This window comes from Microbulbifer donghaiensis (assembly GCF_900129095.1).
Classification (GTDB): domain Bacteria; phylum Pseudomonadota; class Gammaproteobacteria; order Pseudomonadales; family Cellvibrionaceae; genus Microbulbifer; species Microbulbifer donghaiensis.
The window spans coordinates 1,011,058-1,032,580 of the sequence record NZ_FQVA01000001.1; the positions used below are offsets into that span (position 1 = coordinate 1,011,058).

General features: G+C 57.8%; 21 protein-coding genes. 10 read left to right on the forward strand and 11 right to left on the reverse strand.

Going from position 1 to position 21,523, the window contains the following annotated elements:
- Positions 1 to 8: 8 nt before the first annotated feature.
- The 4 genes from BUC36_RS04270 to BUC36_RS04285 form a co-directional block, all read right to left on the reverse strand.
- Positions 9 to 683, reverse strand: coding sequence for a response regulator transcription factor (locus BUC36_RS04270; protein ID WP_073271905.1), 675 nt, complete (start codon positions 681 to 683; stop codon positions 9 to 11).
- Between the two features lie 69 nt (positions 684 to 752).
- Positions 753 to 1,070, reverse strand: coding sequence for a PepSY domain-containing protein (locus BUC36_RS04275; protein ID WP_159435977.1), 318 nt, complete (start codon positions 1,068 to 1,070; stop codon positions 753 to 755).
- A 66-nt stretch (positions 1,071 to 1,136) separates the two neighbouring features.
- Positions 1,137 to 1,694: a glycine zipper 2TM domain-containing protein gene (locus BUC36_RS04280; protein WP_073271911.1), complete on the reverse strand. Its 558-nt coding sequence runs from the start codon at positions 1,692 to 1,694 to the stop codon at positions 1,137 to 1,139.
- 78 nt (positions 1,695 to 1,772) lie between these two features.
- On the reverse strand, positions 1,773 to 2,501 hold the full coding sequence (locus tag BUC36_RS04285) for an alpha/beta fold hydrolase (RefSeq protein WP_084535594.1): 729 nt from the start codon (positions 2,499 to 2,501) through the stop codon (positions 1,773 to 1,775).
- Positions 2,502 to 2,776: 275 nt separating this feature from the next.
- Between BUC36_RS04285 and BUC36_RS04290 the strand changes: the two genes are divergently transcribed.
- On the forward strand, positions 2,777 to 4,426 hold the full coding sequence (locus tag BUC36_RS04290) for a recombinase family protein (protein WP_073271914.1): 1,650 nt from the start codon (positions 2,777 to 2,779) through the stop codon (positions 4,424 to 4,426).
- Positions 4,427 to 4,438: 12 nt separating this feature from the next.
- On the opposite strand, the gene gvpU is transcribed toward BUC36_RS04290, so the two are convergent.
- On the reverse strand, positions 4,439 to 4,873 hold the full coding sequence (gene gvpU, locus BUC36_RS04295) for a gas vesicle accessory protein GvpU (RefSeq protein ID WP_073271918.1): 435 nt from the start codon (positions 4,871 to 4,873) through the stop codon (positions 4,439 to 4,441).
- Positions 4,874 to 5,365: 492 nt separating this feature from the next.
- On the opposite strand from gvpU, the gene BUC36_RS04300 reads away from it, so the two are divergent.
- From BUC36_RS04300 to BUC36_RS04310, 3 genes are all read left to right on the forward strand, one after another.
- Complete coding sequence (locus BUC36_RS04300; protein ID WP_073271921.1) at positions 5,366 to 5,914, forward strand: recombinase family protein; 549 nt, start codon at positions 5,366 to 5,368, stop codon at positions 5,912 to 5,914.
- 727 nt (positions 5,915 to 6,641) lie between these two features.
- On the forward strand, positions 6,642 to 7,472 hold the full coding sequence (locus BUC36_RS04305) for an EF-hand domain-containing protein (RefSeq protein WP_073271924.1): 831 nt from the start codon (positions 6,642 to 6,644) through the stop codon (positions 7,470 to 7,472).
- A gap of 11 nt (positions 7,473 to 7,483) precedes the next feature.
- Entirely contained in the window at positions 7,484 to 8,620 is a 1,137-nt protein-coding gene (locus tag BUC36_RS04310) for a ParB N-terminal domain-containing protein (protein ID WP_073271926.1), read from the forward strand.
- A gap of 1,606 nt (positions 8,621 to 10,226) precedes the next feature.
- Here BUC36_RS04310 and BUC36_RS04320 read toward each other — a convergent pair.
- From BUC36_RS04320 to BUC36_RS04335, 5 genes are all read right to left on the reverse strand, one after another.
- Positions 10,227 to 10,949 (reverse strand): hypothetical protein, encoded by a 723-nt coding sequence (locus BUC36_RS04320; RefSeq protein ID WP_073271933.1) that lies wholly within the window; start codon positions 10,947 to 10,949, stop codon positions 10,227 to 10,229.
- Positions 10,950 to 11,013: 64 nt separating this feature from the next.
- On the reverse strand, positions 11,014 to 11,493 hold the full coding sequence (locus BUC36_RS18715; RefSeq protein WP_143186880.1) for a hypothetical protein: 480 nt from the start codon (positions 11,491 to 11,493) through the stop codon (positions 11,014 to 11,016).
- Between the two features lie 890 nt (positions 11,494 to 12,383).
- Complete coding sequence (locus BUC36_RS04325) at positions 12,384 to 13,748, reverse strand: L-cystine transporter (protein ID WP_073271936.1); 1,365 nt, start codon at positions 13,746 to 13,748, stop codon at positions 12,384 to 12,386.
- Between the two features lie 90 nt (positions 13,749 to 13,838).
- Positions 13,839 to 14,255: a TlpA family protein disulfide reductase gene (locus BUC36_RS04330; protein WP_084535596.1), complete on the reverse strand. Its 417-nt coding sequence runs from the start codon at positions 14,253 to 14,255 to the stop codon at positions 13,839 to 13,841.
- Positions 14,230 to 15,642 carry a YihY family inner membrane protein gene (locus tag BUC36_RS04335; protein ID WP_234994881.1) on the reverse strand — a complete coding sequence of 471 codons (1,413 nt, stop codon included), beginning with the start codon at positions 15,640 to 15,642 and terminating at the stop codon, positions 14,230 to 14,232. Before BUC36_RS04335 ends, BUC36_RS04330 begins: the two co-directional genes overlap by 26 nt.
- Positions 15,643 to 15,861: 219 nt before the next feature.
- On the opposite strand from BUC36_RS04335, the gene arsC reads away from it, so the two are divergent.
- From arsC to BUC36_RS04360, 5 genes are all read left to right on the forward strand, one after another.
- Positions 15,862 to 16,206: an arsenate reductase (glutaredoxin) gene (arsC, locus tag BUC36_RS04340; RefSeq protein ID WP_073271942.1), complete on the forward strand. Its 345-nt coding sequence runs from the start codon at positions 15,862 to 15,864 to the stop codon at positions 16,204 to 16,206.
- Entirely contained in the window at positions 16,206 to 16,841 is a 636-nt protein-coding gene (gene wrbA / locus BUC36_RS04345; RefSeq protein WP_234994882.1) for an NAD(P)H:quinone oxidoreductase, read from the forward strand. The genes arsC and wrbA overlap by 1 nt, the downstream gene beginning before the upstream one ends.
- On the forward strand, positions 16,838 to 17,185 hold the full coding sequence (locus BUC36_RS04350) for a DUF2069 domain-containing protein (protein WP_073271946.1): 348 nt from the start codon (positions 16,838 to 16,840) through the stop codon (positions 17,183 to 17,185). Before wrbA ends, BUC36_RS04350 begins: the two co-directional genes overlap by 4 nt.
- A 90-nt stretch (positions 17,186 to 17,275) precedes the next feature.
- Positions 17,276 to 19,135, forward strand: coding sequence for a signal peptide peptidase SppA (gene sppA, locus BUC36_RS04355; protein WP_073271949.1), 1,860 nt, complete (start codon positions 17,276 to 17,278; stop codon positions 19,133 to 19,135).
- Positions 19,136 to 19,344: 209 nt separating this feature from the next.
- Positions 19,345 to 20,058 carry a glycine zipper 2TM domain-containing protein gene (locus BUC36_RS04360; RefSeq protein WP_073271952.1) on the forward strand — a complete coding sequence of 238 codons (714 nt, stop codon included), beginning with the start codon at positions 19,345 to 19,347 and terminating at the stop codon, positions 20,056 to 20,058.
- Positions 20,059 to 20,082: 24 nt separating this feature from the next.
- Here the strand turns inward: BUC36_RS04360 and BUC36_RS04365 are convergent, their stop codons facing one another.
- Positions 20,083 to 20,379 (reverse strand): DUF3175 domain-containing protein, encoded by a 297-nt coding sequence (locus BUC36_RS04365; protein WP_073271955.1) that lies wholly within the window; start codon positions 20,377 to 20,379, stop codon positions 20,083 to 20,085.
- A gap of 285 nt (positions 20,380 to 20,664) precedes the next feature.
- Between BUC36_RS04365 and BUC36_RS04370 the strand changes: the two genes are divergently transcribed.
- Positions 20,665 to 21,501, forward strand: coding sequence for an HAD-IIB family hydrolase (locus BUC36_RS04370; RefSeq protein WP_073271958.1), 837 nt, complete (start codon positions 20,665 to 20,667; stop codon positions 21,499 to 21,501).
- Positions 21,502 to 21,523: the final 22 nt, after the last annotated feature.

Below are 21,523 nucleotides of genomic sequence, written 5' to 3' on the forward strand. Positions count from 1 at the left end.
ATCCGCGCTTATTCCGGTGCGACGAAGCGGTAGCCGCGGCCGCGCAGCGTTTCGATGGGCTTGAGCTGTGCGGCCGCGTCGAATTTCTTGCGCAGGCGGCCGATAAACACCTCGATCACATTGCTGTCGCGGTCACAATCCTGCTCGTAAATATGTTCCGTCAGGGTGGTCTTCGACACCACTTCGTCCGGGTGGAGCATCAGGTATTCCAGCACCTTGTACTCGAAAGACGTCAGGTCCAGCTCGGCATCGCCGACACTGACCCGCTGCGAGCTGGTGTCCAGCACTATGGGACCCGCCTTGATGGTCGGCGAGGAAAAACCGGCGGAACGGCGCACCAGCGCGTTCAGCCGCGCCAGCAATTCTTCGGTGTGAAAGGGTTTAACCAGATAGTCGTCGCCACCGGCCTCGAGTCCCGCCACGCGCTCTTGCCAGTGGCCGCGGGCAGTGAGAATCAGAATCGGGAAATGCTTGTCCTCGCCGCGCAGCGTCTGAATCACCTGAATGCCGTCCAGTTTCGGCAAGCCCAGATCCATTACCGCGATGTCATAGGGATACTCGCGGCCGAGGTAGAGCGCCTCCTCTCCGTCGGGAGCCTCGTCGACGGTATAACCGGCATCGCGCAGGGACTCTGCCAGTTGCTGCCGCAGCAGTACCTCATCTTCCACTAACAGTGCGCGCATACTTCTCCCCCTGGTTTTCCCTTTTTCGCTGTCTTGACTTTCGGTTGCGGTGGTTATCGTCGCTGATCGCTAGCGCGATATACGCCCACTCTGCTTGTCCACATAGACCACATAGACCTGGCTTTTATCCGACAGCCCCTTGACCCGGTACATACTGCGGCCACCCTTTTCGACTTCTGAGATCGCCAGGATCTTGCCGCCGTAGCGCCGCTTCACAATGGCCGCCGCCTGATCGCGGGAGATTTCCTTCTTCTGGACCCGCAAATACTCCGCCCGGAAACCCTCTCTGTCATAGGCGACTCCGGCCTGCAGCGGCAGGGAGAAAATGCCGAGCAGCAATACGACAGCGAGTTGGGTCGGCCTAATTGCGGCGCAGGTTAATTTCACGGTGCAGCTCCTGTGGGTTACCGTTGTTCGATCCTTCAGGCTCGATGCTCTCTGTAGCCGGACGGATTAAAATGCCGGCGAGACATCGACGCGGACTCTGATTTTATCGCCAGGGTGCTGGTCTGTGCGAGTCAGATAGTCGCGACCATTATAACGGTAGCGCACGTCATAGCCGATCAGCTCGCGGCGGGTGGTGAAATCATCCACCACCTGGCAGCGCTGCTCGGTCACATACTGTACCGGCGCATTCGCGCGGCTGATCTGGCTGCCCACCAGCGCGCCGACTGCGGCGCCTGCTACCGTGGACGCACCGCGATGGTGACGGCGGTAGTGGCGGCCGTGACCACCGGCTTTATTGCCGATAGCCGCACCGATCAGGCCGCCGATCACCGCTCCGGCCGGTGAAGTCGGCTGCTGATAGGCCACCTGCTGGTCCCAACATTCGGTGCGCGGCGTGCGCACCTGCACATCGGTGTAGACCGGCGTGACCGAGGTGACGCGGGCGAGGTCGTAACTTTCACCGTAATCGGGGTAGTAGCCGCTGTCCCCGGCGCTTGCCCAGGCGCTGAACCCGACCAGACCGGCCACCAGGGCCCCAGCGATCAGTTGCTTGTAGAGTTGCATGATCCGTCTCCCGTTGATCATCGATGGGGCCACTTTAGTGAGGGATGACTGAATCGAACCTGAACCCAGGTCAGCTACTCACGGCAGTTGGGCAGCGGGAGGCGTGTCCAGCCACAGGCGGATCTCTGCTGCGAGCGCCTGGGGCCGCTCCAGGGGAAGCATGTGACCGGCACCGGGAATCTGCGTGACCCGCAGTCCGGGGCGGCGGCGCTGCAGATTCTCGAGCCACGGCCGGTTGACCAGCTCGTCTTCCTCGCCGAAACAGAAAGTGGCCGGCGCCGCCAGATCGACCAGCCCGTCCGCCAGGTCGGCGCGCTCGCTGGTGGCCCGCAACTGCGCCACCAGTGCCCTCTCCCCGAGCGTGGCATCCATGCTACGCATGATGTCGGCGATCTCCCCCCTGCCCCGGTTTGCCGGCGCCAGCATGGCGGCGATCTTGCGGTCGCTGATGCCGCTGTAGCCGTGGCGCGCTACCCAGTCCAGCAGCTGCCGGCGCTGCCGCAGTTCGCTCTCCGGCAGCGCCCGCAGCGTATTCGCACAGATAAACAACCGCGCTATGCGCTCCGGGTGGGTCACCGCCAGGGCGGCGGCAAGGTAGCCGCCGAGGGAAAAGCCGAACAGATTAACCGGGGCGGCCGGCAGCTGCGCGAGCAACCCCTCGACCAGCTCTGCGATATTTTCCCCCGGCGGAATGGGCAGGTGCCGCGGTCGCCGGTCTTCCAGCATGGGCCAGAGATAGCGCCACAGGCGCTCGTCGCACATGGTGCCGGGTATCAGGTAGAGCGGTGTCTCCGCGTCAGTGGACAAAACTTCACTCCCGCCGTTATTTCAGGTGTTGGCGCAGCCGCTGGCACTGCTGCGGCGACAGGTCGCGCCTTGTTCATTTTTCTGTTCCCTTGCAGTGATCAAGCGCAACAGCGCCGGCTTAAATGTTTCACAGATCGATAACGCCACCGCGCAATTGCGGTTTACAGGGGAATCAAAGTTTTCCGCTAGCCCTCGATAATCTCCGCTCCAGGAACCTCATCGCCGAGCCAGCTTTGTGATAATCTTGATGTACCACATTGAGAGGACGCCAAGCCATGCCCAAGGCTTACAGCTACATACGATTCAGCAGCAAGAGACAGGAGCGCGGGTCTTCTGTCGAGCGCCAGACCGCAGCCACTGAGTCTTTCGCGAGACAGCATAACCTAGAGCTACAGGACGTCACCTACAGCGACCTTGGTGTCTCGGCCTTCCGTGGAAAGCATGCCCGCGCCGGAGCCCTCAAAGCCTTTGTGGATGCAGTGGAGGCGCGGCACATCGAGCGGGGGTCTTGGCTGCTGGTTGAATCCCTGGACCGTATCACCAGAGAGCAGCTCGCGGAAGCCCAAGCCCGCATCACCACCCTCCTCTCTCTCGGCATCACTATCGCCACCATCGCCGACGGGCAAGTGTACAAGCCCAGCGCCCGGAACAGCTTAGGCGATGCTATCGCCATTCTTGTCTCACTCTCCCGCTCGCACGAAGAATCGCTGATGAAGTCCCAGCGAGCTAAAGGTGGATGGGTGAAGGCCCGGAAGCTGGCAGCGGAAAGCGGCACCTCACCCCCACAGCGGGGCGGGGGTCTTCCCTCCTGGCTGGAGAGAACAGAAGACGGAACAATACAGCCCATCCCCGAGAAAGCCGCGCTAGTCCAACGTGTCTTTGCGTTAGCGCTGGACGGACGAGGAGCGCCCGCAGTAGCTCGCCAGCTCAATGAGGAAGGCCACCAGACATTCACCGGTAAGAGGTGGACAGCAAGCGCTGTGAGCCGACTACTGCACCGCCGTACCGTCTTGGGCTACTGGCAGCCGAACAAGACCACCACCAGCGAGCACGGGACCCGCGTCCTTGTGCCGGAAGGAGAGCCGCTCCTCGTTTATCCGCCCGTGATCGACAGCGGGGACTGGCACCGAGTCCAGCAGCTCAAACAAGAGCGGCGAAGCCTGACCGGCGCCGCAGCCTCAAAGGAATGCGTTAACGTCTTTTCCGGATTGATGAGGTGTCGCTGTGGTAAGCCGCTGCGCTACGCCAACCGCAAGAACAAGACCCCCTCTCTGTGCTGCCGGACAATCAACGAAGGGACCGACTGTAGTTACCGCCGCAGCATCCTGTACCCGATCATTGAGGCGATGGTCTTAACCGCTCTCAGTGGTCTGGATTACAGCGCCCTCTTCCCTGATGGGAAGGAAGTAATGCGAGAGAAGAAAGAGAGCCTGGAGTCCCGCCTTGCATCACTGGAAGCCGAGACTCAGCGTCTGACCCGTCGTCGACAGAAAGCCCTGGACACCATGCTAGACAATGAGAACGAGGCGCTAGAGAAGGCGCTGCGGGGCGCTGTGCTGGACGCTGAGGAAGCGCTAGGTGCGGCGAAGGTTGAGAGGGAGAAAGCCACCCAGGAGCTGGCCGATGTCCTTCGCGAGCTGTCGAGAGCGACCGACACCCACGTATCGCTGCAGGGAGTCGCCGCCATGGTGCAGGAGACACGAGGCCGCGAGCGAGTTAACGCCGCACTCAAGGACCAGCTGTCTTCTCTTGTACTTGACGCCCAAGGCGGAACTGTCGAGGCTACAATGCGCCATACCCAGCGCCAGCTAGACGTCCACTTCGAACTGCAAACTGGTGGCAAGCAAGGTTCCTGGCGCGTTGTAGTGAACGGGAAGGAAACCGCGAGCGGGGCAGCTGGTTACAGAGAGGCGGGCGCTGAGTAGCGCCCCAAGGGACTATGGCTGTTCGAAAACCCCAAGCGAGAAGCCTGAGATTTCTGACAGTCGGCCCCGCCACCAAACCCCCCTGTTTCCGGGCAGTGGATTGCCGGAAGTACTGTAGAACCTCGCGTCCTTCAGGTGAAGAAAACCTATCGGCACCGGTTCGCCATTTTCCGATTGATTGAATGTGTCGTCGCCGTATGCTGCGAATGAGCTTTTCACGCTTTCCGCGTCTTCCGGCGACTTAAACATGGAAGCGAACTCGTTACCGAAACTATCAAAGTACTGCTTTCGGCCAATCAGGTATCCAGAAACAAGAAAACCTCCCACATTAAGAGTTATGCCGAAACTCGCCTCACCACTGTTTACTAAGCCAACCAGGTCCTCCAAGAACCAGTCTTTATCGTCCACCCGAGCCACAGCGGTAATGTCGCCATTCTCTGTCTTCATAGTTAAAAGTCCTTCTGAAATGTTGGGGTTATGCTCTTACACATACTGGAAATAAGGACAGGTCTGTATATTTCAACACTGCGGGTGTTTTAATTTGGGCAAAAAATCTGAGCGCCATTTCAATATATTGCCGCGCCCCAGTTTCCCCCGTAGGGGGGGGCCTCTCCCGGCCGACACCGTGTCCACCTCCCACCCTCGCTGCGCCGCCTGTCCGTCTCTCTTGCCGCCGCTTTCGGCCCCAGGCATGCCAAAAGACACACTCGCCACTGAGAGCCGACATAGGGGCGGACACCGCGCCCACCATTAGCCCAGCCACTAGGCCGCGCCGCCTAAACCGGGAGCCAGACCGCGCGCCCACTCTTAGCTTCTCGCCCTGCACCGTTATGGGTATACCCACTTGGGTACAGCAAAAGAGTGTACCGATACTTGTACCGATAAGCCTCTTTTGGTAGTGTTCGATTATTGCCTAAAACCTTATGAGCACAGATAACAATGACCACTTTCCTCTACGCCCGTGTATCCACTGCCGACCAAAACACAGCCGCGCAGGTTGACGCCCTGACCCAGGCTCACCCGAATGGAGTACTGAGAGAAGAGAAGGCCAGCGCCACCAACATGGAGCGCCCCGTCTTGCTCCTCCTGCTGGACATGCTGCACAAGGGGGATGAGCTGGTTGTCTGGAAGCTCGACAGGCTGGCCAGGAATATGGCCGACCTTTTGGCGATTGTGGAGCAGATACGGGAGAAGGGAGCCAGCCTCAAGATACTGGATCAGAACATCGACACCGGCACAGCGACAGGCCGCGCTTTCCTTCAGATGCTTGGGGTGTTCGCTGAGTTCGAGACGAACCTACGCAAAGAGCGGCAGATGGCAGGCATAGCGAAGGCGAAGGCCGAGGGGCGCTACAAAGGCCGTCCGACCACCATTGACCCGGAAGAAGTGCGCCACTGCATCGAGGTCGAGAAGCTGTCCTTCAGGGCCACAGCAAAGAAGCTGGGTATTGCGGTGAGTAGCGTTCAGCGGCTGGCAAAGGCCGGCTGAACCCCAGTTTACGCAGCTGAGTTTTCTGGGGTTGCCCCGTAGATTGGCATCCCCACGTCCGCCCCAAGGTGCGAAGGCCAAAGGGGGGTATATACACGACCTATCGGAAGAACTACCGGTCCGACGCTAAGTGTACGACAGCGCTGAGCCATAGGGGGTATAGACACGACCTATAGGAAGAACTACCAGTCCTACTTAAAGTTCTACTAATAGTTTCTCTTATTATTTCTTCTTAAGAGATAAAGACTAATAGTCAGACTTTAAGTAAGACCTGGCTGGATAATGGATTGAAAGACACAATCGAAGAAGAGCGACAGGTCCAGCCTTAAGTTGGGCGGTCTTATTTCAAGAGCTGTCGACACTTCCTGAGTCTTACCGTCCGAGTCTATCTGACGCTGTCTTGTCCCCGCTCATTGCGTGGCCCTTCCGGGGCCAGGATAGCGCCAGATATATTTGGGTCATGTATCGATATATCCCATTCAGGGGAGCGGTGTAGGGCGTACCTCTTGCCAGCGTCCATGCTTGTTCCCCTGTCATTCTTTCCTACTGACCCCAAGTCGCTCAAAGACCACTTAAGGCCAACCCCAGTTTACGCAGCTGTATTTTCTGGGGATTACCCAAGATGGCCCGAAGCTAACCACCAGTCTCACACAACAATCACTTTCTGTTGCATACAGGAAGACGTGCCGCTACCGTGGCGCCAATTTCAACGGAATCACACCCAACCATGAAAGCAAGCAAAGCCGAATTGAGCCGACAGGCCCGTGCCGAGGGGCGCAGTTCCTTCCCAGCCCACTGTAACAAGTGCGGTAAGACAACCGAACACACAGCCCAGGTTAAGCCGAAGTGCAAACCGTGCCAGTACGCTAGGTCCAGCAAATGGCAACGGGAGAACGCCCAACAGGTCCAGGTCCGCCGGCAAGAGAGGCGCTCGGAAGACGCAGAGCGCTACAAGGCCAGAGTGCGAGCGCAGGTCGCGAATCGTCGACGAGTACAACAGCAGCGGGCACTGGAGCCGCGTCGGAAGCCCCCTGCGTGGCGCCAGGTCCCGTGGCTGCACGATGCCCACAAAGACCTGAAGTCACAGGTCTACGCTGCGGAGTGGGCCATAGATGCATTTACGGGGTATGTGGGCAACGAACACAAAGTAAAGAAAGCAGAGAAGACGCTTGAAGAGCTGCGCAAGATCGACCCGTTTGCCCCAGCAGAGCAGAGATGGGACGTGTACCGCACCGTCGTGGTGGCCCACGCAGAGATGCGCTGTGGAGAATTTCAGCAACTCCCAGAAGTGCCGAACAATCCTAGCGAGGCGAAGTGGCGGGCCATCAAGGAGGTCGCGAAGGAGTTGGACCCGCTGTCGGATGAACAATTGGAAGCGATGCTGGAGGAGGCCGAGTCACTGGCGGGTGGTCTCCTCAGCCGGAACGACTATAGGCGCGGGAGGCCGAAGCTAGGCGGGAGTCATGCACTCGAACAGAGCCTAATGCTCAAAAACCTGCAAATAGACACCGAGCGTACACCCGACGTGATCGTTCGCCACCCTCGCGTAAATAAATGAGAAGCACCAAGATGAGTAATCACTTTAAGTCACTGCCCCTCCAGTTTCAGCACTGGTTCAAGGAGTCCACGCCTCACCACTTCCCAGTCGAGGAAATTGCCGAGTGCATCCAGAAGCGGAGCGACAAGACTGACCCCGACCATGTCGAGGTTCTGCGCATGGCGCTGGGGAGCAAAACGCCTATCGACCCTATCTCCATTTTTATGGTTGAGGGGAAGGCTGTCTTGGTCGATGGCAACCACCGCCTCGCCGCCGCGAAAGAGCTGGAGCGCAAGACCATCAGTGCCCATGTCTACAAGGGGCGGACAATGGAAGACGCCCACATCTTCGCCCGCTGGAAGAACAATCAAAACGGGAAGGGACTACTGCCACAGGACAAGGCCGCCGGGATTCAGGAACTGCTAGCCGATGAGCGGTATCGCCCGCTATTCATCGAGGAGTATCGGGTGAGACCCAAGATTCTCGCTCAGTTGGCTGGCGTCTCACTCAGTACCGCCCGGAGTCACCTGGAGCCCACCGCCAAGAAACTCCGCGACCGACGCGACGCCACCATCCTCCAGCGCCGCGCCGAAGGGTTGAGCGACAAGAAGATCGCCGAGGAGGTCGGATTCTCGGAGCAGGCCGTCAGGGATCGTCGCAAAGTCCTTGAGGCTGGGGACGGCAACGCACGGACTCAGCGTAGCGAGCCCCCAGAATCGGTCATGGGTGAAACTGGAGCCCAATCCGAGTCAGCCCGAGGCTTATCTCTAGAATCAATCATGGTTGAAGCTGGGGAGGTTCAGCGACCACCCGAGGGCCCTACGCCTTCCCGAGGCGAGCCTGATCTTCCGGCCCCCATAGTGGAGGAAAAGAAGGCCGGTGCTACGTCTGATCATACGTCCGTTGTCGAGGACATCCTACGGCAGACCATTCAATACGCAGGCATCGGTCTTCAGAATGTCGTCAATACGCCTCATATGTTTCAAGAAGTCATCGAGTTCCTGCGAGACAACCCGTCAGCACACGGCCGCCTGGAGACGGCAAAAGTGTTCATTGGCCAGCTTATGTGGATGGTCGAAAAGGAGTTGCCGGAGCAGGCGAAGCAGGTGGACAAAACTCTCAGAAAGGCCGTGTTCGAGCACTCCCAAAGTCAGCGCCAAACCAAATAATATCAGCAACCCATGAACGATCCCCACCTAAGGCCGGCGCAGAGATGCATCGGCCTTTTTCATACCCGGAACCTATACCATGCCCAAGACCACCCCCAACCGCGCCCAGCGCATCACATCTTACAAGCCGTGCCTCTCAATCAAGGTCAAACTGCCTGAGGATACTGTGCGAAGGCTCGACGCCCTCCGCGCACAACTCGCAAAAGATCGCGGCCGTTCCTCGGTGTCACGGAGCGTCATGCTTGCTCTGTTGATATGCGGAGCATAAACGGCACTAGAAGTACGCACACCTCAGTCGGACGCCAATAGCTAAAGACGCGCCGTCGATTGATGGAAAAGCTTGAGGCCGAATTAGGCCAATTAGTCCCACCACCACCAATGACCAACTTAGGAAAATTACCCATGAGAAGTTGCAACCCGGCAAGCATGAGCGAAGAGCTGGCCGGCCTGTATGGCACTAACACCAACACCGACGCAGAAGCCCGCACGCTGGCCTGGCAACTGCAGCCATCAACCGCACCGCCGACGAATACGCAATCTCCCGTGCTCAGTCCGACTACACGAACAGCCACACCGGTCACAAAGACGGCCAATGCGGTGCTGTTCACTTCTCTGTGCAACCGGTCATAGTTTTAAATTTGATAACGGTATATAGGTCACCGCCGCCGTAACTATGGGTATCTGTCCGTCCCACGTCGCACAGCAGCAAGGCTGGCGCCTGGCATTACGCTCGATGACTCAGTGCCGTCCCAAGAAGACGCCACGCCGAGCAACGACATCAGCCACTGGAGGCCGAAGACATTCGGCACGAGCACGGTAGAACGTGAACCACAATCATCTCACAGCGAACAGGCAATCCTCCACAACACCGAGAGGATGGGCAAAATACAATAATTTTTGCGAGTCTATCGCCGTATAGACTGCTCAATATCAACCTATATGGCGACGATATCTTAGATGTTGATCACCCGTCTCGCCGTTGGGTTTTAACCTTAAAATTCTGCAACACATATCCTCTATGACAACTATATCTATCGGGCCACCAAGGTAGGGGTTATACCATTACTTCAAGATTGGGTTTGCGCCACCCAAACGCAGTTCTCATCAAGGCGAAGATCGGTATATGACTACTTATTCTGGCTCACTCAAACAGGTTACGAGCTAGCCCCGATTTCTCATACGGAAACTTTTACGTTTTATAATACCCAAGGTAACTAGCAATCCGGAAAATAGCAGGGGAACTGCCATTAGAAATATTATATTTGCAAATGTAGATATATTAACTTTGTGAAACCCAGCGGGCGCATATAGCGTCAAGAGAGTAACGGATAGAATACTAATCGAAATACTTGCTGTGCAAAATCTTAGATTACTGTGAATGCCCACACTCGAAAGCCCACCTAATATTATGGCTATCCACGCAACAAAACCGCTGAGTGCAGGATCGAGTATGGATGCAGGCAATATAATCACCGCCACAAAAATACTTAAAAAACCGAGCACTCTCAATCGGCCAGCCTCTATTAAAGCTTTGCACTGAACATTCCAACATCATTCAATTTGGGCCACTGCGTACTCCGAGTGGCCCGACAGAAAACATCTAGAATTAATTACTTCTAGACACAACATCCGCAATCATGTCGATAAAACTCGCTTTCATCCCTCCCGTCAACCTCCTGTCTGCCTCAATTACAAACAACTTATTTCCTGACGTCGTGTAGACTACTGTTGCCCACTTACCACCTTTATGTTTGATGTGAGTAAATGTGGCAGGACTCCCATTTATTTCAAGATTAGCTGAAGGCAAGGAAACCTTTGAATTGGGCTGCTCATCGATAATTAAATTGCCAAAATCCGTCTTAGTATAAAACTGTTTAAGCATTTGACCACCCAACAGAAGATACTTTTCAGAATCGTGTTTTATATATTTTTCGTTTGGCAAAGTAATGGGGAATGGTAATTCGCCAAAATTTACACCATCCAGATCTGTGAAACCAAGGCTTTCCAGTGACTGGCTACGCCCCTGCAAATTTATCGCCTCGCGTCTTTCAGACATTCTAGCCTTGATGTACTCGGACCTCGGTGACTGATCTAACTTTTCGATAAACCCATACTTTGATAAACTTTCTTTGTTTTTTTGAATTTTCCTCTCATCATCCTCCCTCAAAAATATTTTCATCGGAGCTCCGTGGGGGTGCTCAACAATGGCTATTGGCGTGCGCTCGACACCGTCAATCATCTCGGATTCGTTGGCTTCCACACCTGAAAATGCCAAATCCGAATACACTGTTAAAAATAAGATGAAAGCGCCACATTTCACTAAATTCATTTCCCTAAATCCTCTAGCAATAAATGAAGTAATCTTAGATTTGTTCCCATTACAAATAAGAAACTCAATAAAATTGTTCAAAGTGCAAATTGCAGTCGCTGGCACTGGTATTGGTACTTACATAACCGCCCGTAGGGAAGATGGTTGTATGATATCCTGTGACACTCCATTTTGTGGTGACGCCGGGAATAAGTGTGCCATCAGGGTTGGGCTCTGACGATAAAAATGCGCCATGTACACCTGCGTGCCGTGTATCTAAAGTTGCGACATAGTAGCAGTAAAGGCCGTCCACTGTTTGAATGATACCAACTCCTACCGAGCAAGCGACAGGTGGATTTTCTGTCACATAATGCTTCATTACGCCATTTTCAAAATGGTGGCTGGTTACAACACGTAGTTCAGGGGGGTCAAAATAATTATAGGTTATTGACTCATTATTAAAACAATTGGCCCTACTAAAAAGATCTGCTGGCTCAGCCGCATATATATTTTCAGTAGCGAGAGCGCTGAGGACGGACAGAAAGGCGAATTTCCTCAAAGACATTACTATGCATCCTTATAGTTTATGTGTTGAAAATTAACTCAACAATCTCCATTGTCAGTATCAGCTCAGTTATTCAAAACCGCACACTCTTAGAATAACGAGTGTCGACTATACATCGCGAAAAACTGTTAGTCTGCACTTTATTACTGCGGTGGCATGAAATTTGTTTTCTATAAATAGATAGTTATTCTATTAATCCAAATTGAAATACAGCATCGGCCCGCCCTCTCAGCAAGTGGCTCATAAATCTACAATGAGATGGGTTTTCAATGATTGGGCGTGTGAAAAGTATGCAAAGACAACCAGTTAACTTCATTTTGGCGAAAATCTCCCGAAGCCCTGTCAACCCTCCGATTGACCTCACAGGCCCAGCATGCAGAGATATTGATTGGCCCCGATTCCTTCGATGACTGTTTGAAGGGCGATGAGAAGGCAATGACAGCACTGGCAAACAGTGCCGGAGCTGTTACGAGGGCTCCGACGAGCTGGTACGCGACACACTGGAAAACCTTGGCCAGGACATTGGATATAATGCAACGTTGTAAGGTCTGTTCCGTAAGGAGCGAAAGTCTTCGAACGCTACCTAGTGTCCAGCCGAGCATCCCTGGACGATTACCGCAGCACCCTACTCGGTGCCCGTAGTAGCAACTACGCAGGCGAAGTAAAACTATTGGATCGATTCAATGTCATGCGACAGATAGCGGGGGGCGCTGAGCCGGCCTGTAATCCACTATAAGCTGGCTCGGCGTCTGACCATGCGTCGACACCGGTGGAGACATTGAGAGAAGCGCACGGATAGCCGCACGGCAAGGGCAGCTACCCGAGGTTAGACAGAGAGTATCTGCCGGCTTTAGGTAGCTACCCTATTTTTTCGACCCTCCACACGCTGCCTAAGCTTCGCCCCCCTCAGGTACACCAAGTTCATCACCCAGCCAGCGCTGGGTCAGGGTACCGGCGGTCATGGCCCCGTTGACGTTGAGCGCGGTGCGCGCCATATCGATCAGCGGTTCCACCGAAATCAGCAGCGCGGCAATAGTCACCGGCAGTCCCATGGCCGGCAGTACCACCAGCGCGGCAAAGGTGGCTCCACCGCCGACGCCGGCGATGCCGAAGGAGCTGATCACCACCACGCCCACCAGCGTGGCCAGCCACACCGGGTCCAGCACATTGATGCCCATGGGTACTGCTACCATCACCGCGAGCATCGCCGGGTAGATACCGGCACAGCCGTTCTGGCCGATGGTCGCGCCGAACGAAGCGGAAAAATTGGCGATAGCCGGCGAGTTGCGCAGCTCGTCCACCTGGGTTTCCACATTGAGCGGAATGGTGGCAGCGCTGGAGCGGGAGCTAAAGGCAAACACCAGTACCGGCCAGACCTTGGCGAAATAGTGCAGCGGGCTGATGCCGTTCACCAGCAGCAGCAGTCCGTGCACCAGGAACATAATGGCAATCGCCGCGAAGGAGGCTACAACGAAGCTGAACAGGTTAACGATATCCGCCCAGCTGGAATTGGCGATAAGACTCGCCACCAAAGCCATCACCCCGTAAGGCGTGAATGCCATGACCAGGCGCACCAATTTCATGACCCATACCTGGGTCACATGCACGAAGCGCTCGATCTGCGCGCCCTCTTCCGGGAACTCCCGCCGCACGGCCAGCGCCGCCAAACCGAGCAGCACCGCAAACACCACCACCGCGATCACCGAGGTATCCCGCGCGCCGGCAAGATCCGCAAAAATATTCTCCGGGATAAAGGAGGTAAGCATTTCCGGAATGCTCAGGTCGGTCACCCGGCCGATTCGCTCATTCAGCTCCGTCACCCGCGCCGCCTCCCGCGCGCCTTCGACCAGACCGGCGGCGGACAGGCCGAAAAGTTTCGCCATCGACACGCCGACCAGCGCGGCAATCGCGGTGGTGCCCAGCAATACCGCCAGCACCGACACACTGATTTTCCCCAGCGCCTGGGTATGGCTCACTTTTACCACGGCAGCCAGAATGGAGATCAGCACCAGCGGCATCACCAGCAGGTGCAGCAGATTGACGTAGCTGTCACCAAGCATGTCGATCCACGGCAGTATTTCTGCCGGCACTGCACCCCAGCTCCGCGCCAGCTGCAGCAGCCCGCCGAACAGCACCCCCAGTAGCAGGCCGGCGAACACCGCCGGCGCCAGCGAATCCCGGCTGCGGTGCCAGCGGTTCAGCGGCCAGAGAAGAAAGGCGAAGAGAAGCAGCAGAAATAGCGAGCTGAAATGCATAATGTGCGGATCCCGATTCCGACTATCTGGAAAAATGGCGGCATGCTACCAGCGGCGCGCCAGTCTCCTATAGTTACATTTGTTATAGTTTTATAAGCGACTCTGTTTCAGTGCCGCCCTAAGGCTTTCCAGTGTCTGTGGCCCGACTAAGGTCCGCTGCCACTGGCCGTCGGCCCCGATGATAAATGTCGTAGGGAGGACTTCGGGACGCGGCTGCCCCCAGCGCCCGGCCGGTTCCGCGGCCAGTACCGGGAAATCGATACCCAGCTTTTTCGCCTGTGCGTCAATAGTCTCAGCCGGCAGCTGATCGTAATTTATGCCGACTACCAGCACACGCGCGTCGCTGCCGACCAGGTGATTGAGTTCGGGGATTTCCTCGCGACAGGGTTTGCACCACTCGGCCCAGTAGTTGACCAGCATGACCTTGCCGGCGGGCTCGACACTCTCGCCATCGACGGTCGGGAAACGAATCGAATCGCCGCTACACGCGCTTATTGCGGCGCCCAACCACAGACAGGCTGCCCACCGAATCACCCTCGCCTTTCGCCTTGTTACCACTGGAACCACTCTTGCCTCCTCCGCGCTTGTTATTTTTTTTGTCTTCCGTTTTCCCCGCGTCCGCGCCGCCCTCGGCAGCGCTCTGCGTTTTTTTTGCTTCAGCTTCCTGCTCCGCGGCACGGCGAAACAGCTCACCGAGGTCCAGTGACAGTTGTTCACTGGCAAAACCCTGTGACTCGACAAAGCGCTGCTCGACCTCGCCGTACCAGGGCTGCGATTGCAGCTCGCGATGGCTGTGGCGGGGAATCGGTGCCGGATGCAGCCAGTTGACCAGCTCCATCAGGGAAATCGCGTCCAGGTCGCGCAGCAGTACGTGATCATTGCGCTCCGTCTGCGTGATCACCTTGTGCTCCTGCAATACCTCCCGGATGCGCCGCCATTGGGCAGGCTTGATTCCGGCACGGGAAATATCCCGCTCGCGCACCGGCTGACCGCGTTGGTATTTGTTGAAGAACTCCCACAGCAGCACCAGCGTCGCCACCACGTCGGAGTATTTTCTACCCTGGGTCGCCGCGTGATATGCCGACAGGGTGCGCACCAGCACGCAACCGGCCAGTACGATCATCCACGTCAGGTATATCCAGATCAGAAACAGCGGCACGAAGGCGAAAGCACCGTAAATGGCCTGTACCGAACTGCGCGCAACCATCACGCCAAACAGGTTCTTGGCAAGTTCAAACGCAAAAGCAGTGACCACCCCGCCCACGAGGCCGTAGCGCAGTGGCACCCGGCAATTGGGTACGGCAATAAACAGCAACGTGAAGGCGATGGCGGTAAAGATCAGCGGCAACACCCGCAGTACAACGGGCAGAAGCCCCATCGTATCGCTCTCGGGCAGGAACATCTTTTGCGATATCAGATAGGTCGTCGCGGCGAGGCCGGCGCCGAGCAGAATCGGCCCCAGGCTGAGAATGGCCCAGTAGAGCAGGAAGCTGGAGATACCGCTGCGACCGCGGGGAATATCCCAGATAGCGTTGAAGGTCGCTTCAATGTTGCGCAGCATCAAGCCGGAAGTGACCAATAGTATGGCGATACCCGCGCCGGTAAGGCGTTGGGCCTGGGTGGAAAAGCTGCTGATGTAATCCTGCACCTCGCGCCCGCTCTCCGGTACGAAGTGGGAAAAGATCTGCTCCTGCAGTTTGCTTTCGAGGCCGGCGAAATCCGGAAACAGCGACAGCATCGCATAGCTGACGGTCACCAGCGGCACTATCGCAAACAGCGTCATATAGGTCAGCGCTGCAGCGCTCTGGCGGCAGTTCTTTTCATTGAATAATGTCCACAGGGACGCTGCAAATCGCCGCCAGCGATGCACCAGTTCCGTCATGGTGATTTCCATTTTTGTTGTCGTTTAGCGCAGGGCATCCGGAGCCGCCCCGGCCCGCTCCTCAATATCTTCTGAACAGACCAATGAGAATAGTAAACGAGATACCGGGCACCCGCTGTGCAGGCCCTCGGTACCTGGGCTATCCGCCGCCGCGCTCTGGCACTGTTCGACTTAGAACTCGCAAACACAATTCGGTTAGAATACGCGAAACATTAACAGGATACCGCCGCAATGTGGACGATTTACCACAACCCCCGCTGTTCAAAATCCCGTCAAACGCTGCAATTGCTGCAGGACAATGGTATTGAGCCGGAAGTGGTTCTTTACCTGGAAAACCCGCCCTCCAGGGAAACCCTGGCCGAACTGCTGCAAAAACTCGGCATCGGGGCCCGCGATCTGTTGCGCACGGGTGAAGACGCCTATAAAGAGCTGCAACTGAAGGACAGCAGCCTCGGCGATGAACAGCTGCTCGACGCCATGCTGCAGCACCCCATCCTGATCCAGCGCCCCATCGTGGTTAAAGGCGACAGAGCCGTACTCGGGCGCCCGCCGGAAAATGTGCTGGAGCTGCTTTGATGGCGCAGCCAGACATGCCACGGGAAAGTGAAGCCTACGTACTGATCCTGTACTACAGCCGCGGCGGTGCCACTGCCCGCATGGCCGCGGAACTGGCGCGGGGGATCGAGTCCGCCGGTATACCGGCGCGCCTGCGCACCGTCCCCAGTGTTTCACCCGACACCGTTGCCAGCCAGCCGCCGGTGCCAGATGCGGGCGCGCCCTACTGCACCACCGACGACCTGCGCGACTGTGCTGGCCTGCTGCTCGGCAGCCCGACCCGCTTCGGCAATATGGCCTCGCCCCTGCGCTACTTCCTCGACCAGACCAGCGATATCTGGCTGGACGGCAGCCTGGCGGGCAAACCCGCGGCGGTCTTCACCTCGACCGGCAGCCTGCACGGTGGCCAGGAGAGTACGCTGATCTCGATGATGCTGCCGCTGTTGCATCACGGCATGCTGATCGCCGGCATTCCCTATTCCGAAGCCGCACTGATGCACACCCAGAGCGGTGGCACTCCGTATGGTGCCTCGCACTGGGCCGGCGGCAACGGCGGCGAGCTCAGTGAGGACGAGGTAACCCTGTGCCGCGCACTGGGCCGGCGTATCGGCAAGCTGGCGCTCACCCTCAATCCCAATCCGGAGAAAACTGCGTGAGCCAATCCATTGCCCACAAGCTACAGATAGCGCGGCGCCTGAACTGGGTCTGCTACATCGGACTGTTGCTGCTGTTCGCGGTCTGGAACCTGTTGTTGCCCGGCGGCTCGTTCAAGTGGTGGCTGCTGCAGACGGTGCCGCTGCTACTGGTACTGCCCGGACTGCTCAAAGCGCACTATCGCAGCTACTTGTGGCTCTGTTTTATCCTGCTTCTCTATATAACCGCCAGTATTGTCGACGTAATGATGCCCGGCCGCGGCTGGCAGCATGGCGTATTATTAGTGTTAAGCCTTACCCTATTCTTCTCTGCGATGATGACCAGCCGCTGGCAGCGTATGCAGTAAGACCCCGACTCACTGGCAGTCCGCCATTGGTTCCGAATGCAATTTGTGCAAAATGTGGCCGTTCGCCCATGCGCTAAGGAGTATTGAGGTTTGACCGACACCACACATCGAAAAGGATTTGTCCGCCGCTTCTTCGGCGGCATCGGCGCCGCCATCACCTGGCTGCGCCGTGCCTTTACCAACCTGCTGTTCCTGTTACTGCTGCTGTTCATCGGCATCGCCATGTTTGGCAAGGAAGAGCGATTGACCGTGCCCCAGGGTGCCGCACTGAAAGTCGCGCCCAGCGGCTTCCTGGTCGATGAGGTCTCCCAGCCGAGCGTGCTGCCGGGCTTTCTCGGCGGCCCGCCCGGGCCGGTGGAAGTCCGCGTCAAGGATTTGGTGGACGCCATCGATCACGCGGCCAAGGACAACCGTATTTCATCGCTGGTACTGGAGCTGGACTACCTGGTGGGCGGCAGCCTCAGCAAGCTGGAGGAGATCGGTGCCGCACTGCAGCGCTTCAAGGCCGCCGATAAACCGATCTACGCGGTGGGTGACAACTACACCCAGGCCCAGTATTTCCTCGCCAGCCATGCCGACAAGGTGTACCTGAACCCGATGGGTTCGGTACTACTCACCGGCTTCGGTTCCTATCGCAACTACTACAAGAGCGCACTGGACAAGCTCAAGGTCAATTTCCATGTGTTCCGCGTCGGCGATTACAAGGATTTTATCGAGCCCTACACCCGCGACGACATGTCCCCGGCCTCGCGCGAAAACAACCAGCGCTGGCTGCATGAACTCTGGGGTGAGTACACGGAGCAGGTCACCGGTCTGCGCAATTTGCCACCGGAAAGTATCGATGCCTTTATCGACGAGCTGCCGCAAAACCTGCAGCAGCACAGCGGCAGCTGGGCCGACGCTGCCCTGGCCAACAAACTGGTGGATCAGCTGGCGAGCCGTCGCGTGGCGATCAACGAACTGCGGGAGACCATCGGTGCGGAAGACAAGAAACAGGGCTACAAGTCCATCGATGCCATCGCCTATCTACGCAACCAGAAACTCACCCAGCTACCGAAGCCCGGTGAGGGCAAGATTGGCCTGATCTCGGCCAGCGGTGCCATCGTCGATGGCCAGGCACCGGCGGGGCAGATCGGCAGCGAGACCCTGGGCAAACTGATCGCCAGCGCGCGCGAGAAGAAGGTCAACGCCCTGGTGCTGCGCATCGACAGCGGCGGTGGCTCCGCCTTCGCTTCCGAAGCCATTCGCCAGGAGCTGCTGGCCACCCGCGAAGCGAACATCCCGGTCGTTATCTCGATGGGCAGTGTTGCGGCATCCGGCGGTTACTGGATAGCCACCGGCGGCGACCGTATCTGGGCTTCGCCGTCGACGATCACCGGTTCCATCGGGGTATTTGGCGCCTTCCCCACGTTCGAGGAATCGCTGGAAAGTATCGGTATCTACAACGACGGTATTGGCACCTCTGAGCTGGCCGGCACCATGCGTCTCGACCGCGCACTGCCGGAAGCCGCTGCGAGCGTCCTGCAGCAGGGGGTGGAAAACACCTACGCGCGCTTCCTGCGCATCGTCGCCGAGGCGCGCGGCAGCACGCCCAAGGAAGTGCACAAGATCGCCCAGGGCCAGGTGTGGACCGGTCGCGCCGCGCAGCAGCTGGGCCTGGTGGATGAGCTGGGCAACCTGAACGAGGCGATCGCGGACGCGGCCCAGGTAGCCGAACTGGAGCGCTACGAGGTGGTGGAAATCCAGCGCGAGCTGACACCCGGGGAGAAATTCCTACGCGCCCTGGCCGACAAGGTCGATGCGCGTATTGCCGCCAGCGTAGAGGCCAATCTGCCTCTCGGCGCCTGGCTGAACAGCCTGCAACCGATGCTGGCGCCACTCGCCGAGCTGCAGAGTTACCGCGATCCGCGCGCACTCTACGTTCGCTGCCTGGCCTGCCAGGCGCCTTAAACGCCCCCTGCAGGAGCGGCGCACTTGTGCCGCTCCTGTAACGCCCCTCCTGTATGCAATTCTCCCTCTGCCATTCAGCACCGATTCAGTGGCGAAAGGCGAAACTGCTCCCCAGTTTGTGACTCATCCCCCTCGCAAATTTTGGGCAAGTGCTACCATCCCTGTCACTTAATCCATCGGCGGGATCCACAGCACACTCAGGAGAAAATATGAACAAATTAAAAATCTTCGCCGCTTTCGCCATCGCCAGCAGCCTGGCCACCGCCACCTATGCCGACCCGCCCGAGGGCCGCGGCTGGAAGAAGCATCGCAAGCACGATCGCTATGTCGCCAAGGAAGAGTATTGGGACGGCAACTGTAAAGTGGAGCGCAAGTGGGAAGCCGACGGCGACTACAAGGAAGAGCGCAAGTGCAAAGCTGTGCACCACCATCACCAGCCGGTCGCCCAGGTAGTGGTGCTGCCGCCCTGGTTCGAGCGGCGCGAGCAAGAGCCCGTCTACCAGCCGGAGTGGCGCCCTGCCCCGCAGCCGACCGCCTCTCGCTGTAACAGCGACAAGGTGGGAGCGGTACTGGGCGGCATAGTCGGCGGCGTGCTCGGCAACCAGATTGGCGGCGGCAATGGCAAGAAACTGGCTACCCTGGGCGGCGCCATCGCCGGTGTCTTGGTCGGCGGCAAGATTGGTGAACGAATGGACAGCCGCAACCAGGCCTGTGTCGGCCAGGCACTCGAGTTTGCTCCGGATGGGCAGCGTATCGCCTGGCAGGACGGCGGACAGAACTACGCGGTGACCCCGGGCCCGGTGGAAAGACGCGGCGACCGTTACTGCCGCAGTTTCACCGCAGAGGTCCAGAGCGGCGAATACCCCCAGTCCACTCAAGGCGCGGCCTGCCGCCAGCCGGACGGCACCTGGGTACAATTGTAAGGCACGGCCTGCTACCGGGTCCGCTCAGCGCTTCGCTGGCGCCCGGTCAAACAGCTTGCGCAACTCCTGCTTGGCGGCTTCCAGCCGCCTGCGCTGATCAGCCGGCAAATTGCGTCCAGCGCGGTTGATATAGAAGGTCAGCATCGACATCGCCGAGCGGAACGGGTCTGACTTGCGTCGCTCGCTGCGTTCTGCGGAGCGCTTTAACGACCGGGCTATGGCGCGCGGATCCCGCAAGGTAAACACACCCGGCTCCAGATCCAGTGCATCGCTGGTCTCTGTCACCCGCTGTGACCAGCGCTTTGATTTGGCCTGCGTCATCCAGAATCTCCCGCCGAAAACCCTGCCTCTCTCCGCAAAGGTACTGTAGCAGCAGCACAGTAACGACAGGCCGCACCAAAATAGCGCGCGAGATGTGCCCCCATACCCCACCCTCTCCAGTTCGGTGCACTTTTCCCGCCGAAATTCGCTTCATCTCGCCAATTTGGTGCCCAAGAGGTGCCAAGTGGCGCCAAACGGCACCGACAACACCCGTCACTGGCTCATAATTCCCATCTGGCACTATTTTTGGATCTAAGGATTCAGAAAGCGCAAATAACAGTGGCGATGACACAAAATAACTCTCTCAGCGGACACTGGCTGATCGTCAGTGACCTGGATGGCACACTGCTGGATCACTACGACTACTCTCACGCTGCCGTGGACGAGCTGCTACAGCAACTGGAACAGCGGGAAACGCCGGTCATCCTGAATAGCAGCAAGACGTTTGCGGAAATGCTCGAGCTCCGCCGCGAGCTGCACAATCACCACCCCTTTATCGTCGAAAACGGCTCAGCCATTTTCATTCCGGCAAACTATTTCCCGGAAAAATCAGGCGACGCACGGGAGCAGGACGGTTTCTGGGTTATCGAAACCGGTTTACCGAGAGCGCAATTACTCGAATTCCTGCGCGCAGACGCCGAACAATTCGGCACACCATACCTGAGCTTTGCCGAGGCGTCCGTCGACGAAATTGTCGAGGCCACCGGACTGGCTCCGGAGCGGGCCCTGGCGGCACAGCGTCGCGATTATTCGGAACCGCTCCTGTGGCGGGGCGACGAAGAGGAAAAACAGGCATTTGTCGCCCGAGTCCGCGGCGCCGGCATGTCCACACTGCAGGGCGGCCGTTTTCTGCACCTGCTGGGTTCCACCGACAAGGGTGCGGCCACACTCAGGCTGCTCGACTGCTATCGCCATTGTCGCGACACGGAATATCGCCTGATTGCCGCCGGTGACAGCCCGAACGACCTCGACATGCTGCGGGTCGCGGATATTGCGGTCATTATCCGCGCGCCCCATCGCCCGCCGCCACAGCTGCGCGCGCGGGCGGGACAGCGTGTAATGATCAGTGAAGCCGTCGGCCCGGAGGGCTGGCGGGAAGCGATTGCACAACTATTCCCATAACCGGCAACTGCCGAAACAGCGC

Excerpts from the sequence above, each read along its gene's own strand:
- BUC36_RS18715 (WP_143186880.1), bottom strand. The coding sequence starts at position 11,493 with ATGTCTTTGAGGAAATTCGCCTTTCTGTCCGTCCTCAGCGCTCTCGCT.
- BUC36_RS04290 (WP_073271914.1), top strand. The coding sequence starts at position 2,777 with ATGCCCAAGGCTTACAGCTACATACGATTCAGCAGCAAGAGACAGGAG.
- BUC36_RS04305 (WP_073271924.1), top strand. The coding sequence starts at position 6,642 with ATGAAAGCAAGCAAAGCCGAATTGAGCCGACAGGCCCGTGCCGAGGGG.
- BUC36_RS04370 (WP_073271958.1), top strand. The coding sequence starts at position 20,665 with ATGACACAAAATAACTCTCTCAGCGGACACTGGCTGATCGTCAGTGAC.
- BUC36_RS04325 (WP_073271936.1), bottom strand. The coding sequence starts at position 13,748 with ATGCATTTCAGCTCGCTATTTCTGCTGCTTCTCTTCGCCTTTCTTCTC.
- BUC36_RS04320 (WP_073271933.1), bottom strand. The coding sequence starts at position 10,949 with ATGAATTTAGTGAAATGTGGCGCTTTCATCTTATTTTTAACAGTGTAT.
- BUC36_RS04270 (WP_073271905.1), bottom strand. The coding sequence starts at position 683 with ATGCGCGCACTGTTAGTGGAAGATGAGGTACTGCTGCGGCAGCAACTG.
- wrbA (WP_234994882.1), top strand. The coding sequence starts at position 16,206 with ATGGCGCAGCCAGACATGCCACGGGAAAGTGAAGCCTACGTACTGATC.
- BUC36_RS04310 (WP_073271926.1), top strand. The coding sequence starts at position 7,484 with ATGAGTAATCACTTTAAGTCACTGCCCCTCCAGTTTCAGCACTGGTTC.
- BUC36_RS04365 (WP_073271955.1), bottom strand. The coding sequence starts at position 20,379 with ATGACGCAGGCCAAATCAAAGCGCTGGTCACAGCGGGTGACAGAGACC.
- BUC36_RS04280 (WP_073271911.1), bottom strand. The coding sequence starts at position 1,694 with ATGCAACTCTACAAGCAACTGATCGCTGGGGCCCTGGTGGCCGGTCTG.
- arsC (WP_073271942.1), top strand. The coding sequence starts at position 15,862 with ATGTGGACGATTTACCACAACCCCCGCTGTTCAAAATCCCGTCAAACG.
- BUC36_RS04300 (WP_073271921.1), top strand. The coding sequence starts at position 5,366 with ATGACCACTTTCCTCTACGCCCGTGTATCCACTGCCGACCAAAACACA.
- gvpU (WP_073271918.1), bottom strand. The coding sequence starts at position 4,873 with ATGAAGACAGAGAATGGCGACATTACCGCTGTGGCTCGGGTGGACGAT.
- BUC36_RS04335 (WP_234994881.1), bottom strand. The coding sequence starts at position 15,642 with ATGGAAATCACCATGACGGAACTGGTGCATCGCTGGCGGCGATTTGCA.
- BUC36_RS04360 (WP_073271952.1), top strand. The coding sequence starts at position 19,345 with ATGAACAAATTAAAAATCTTCGCCGCTTTCGCCATCGCCAGCAGCCTG.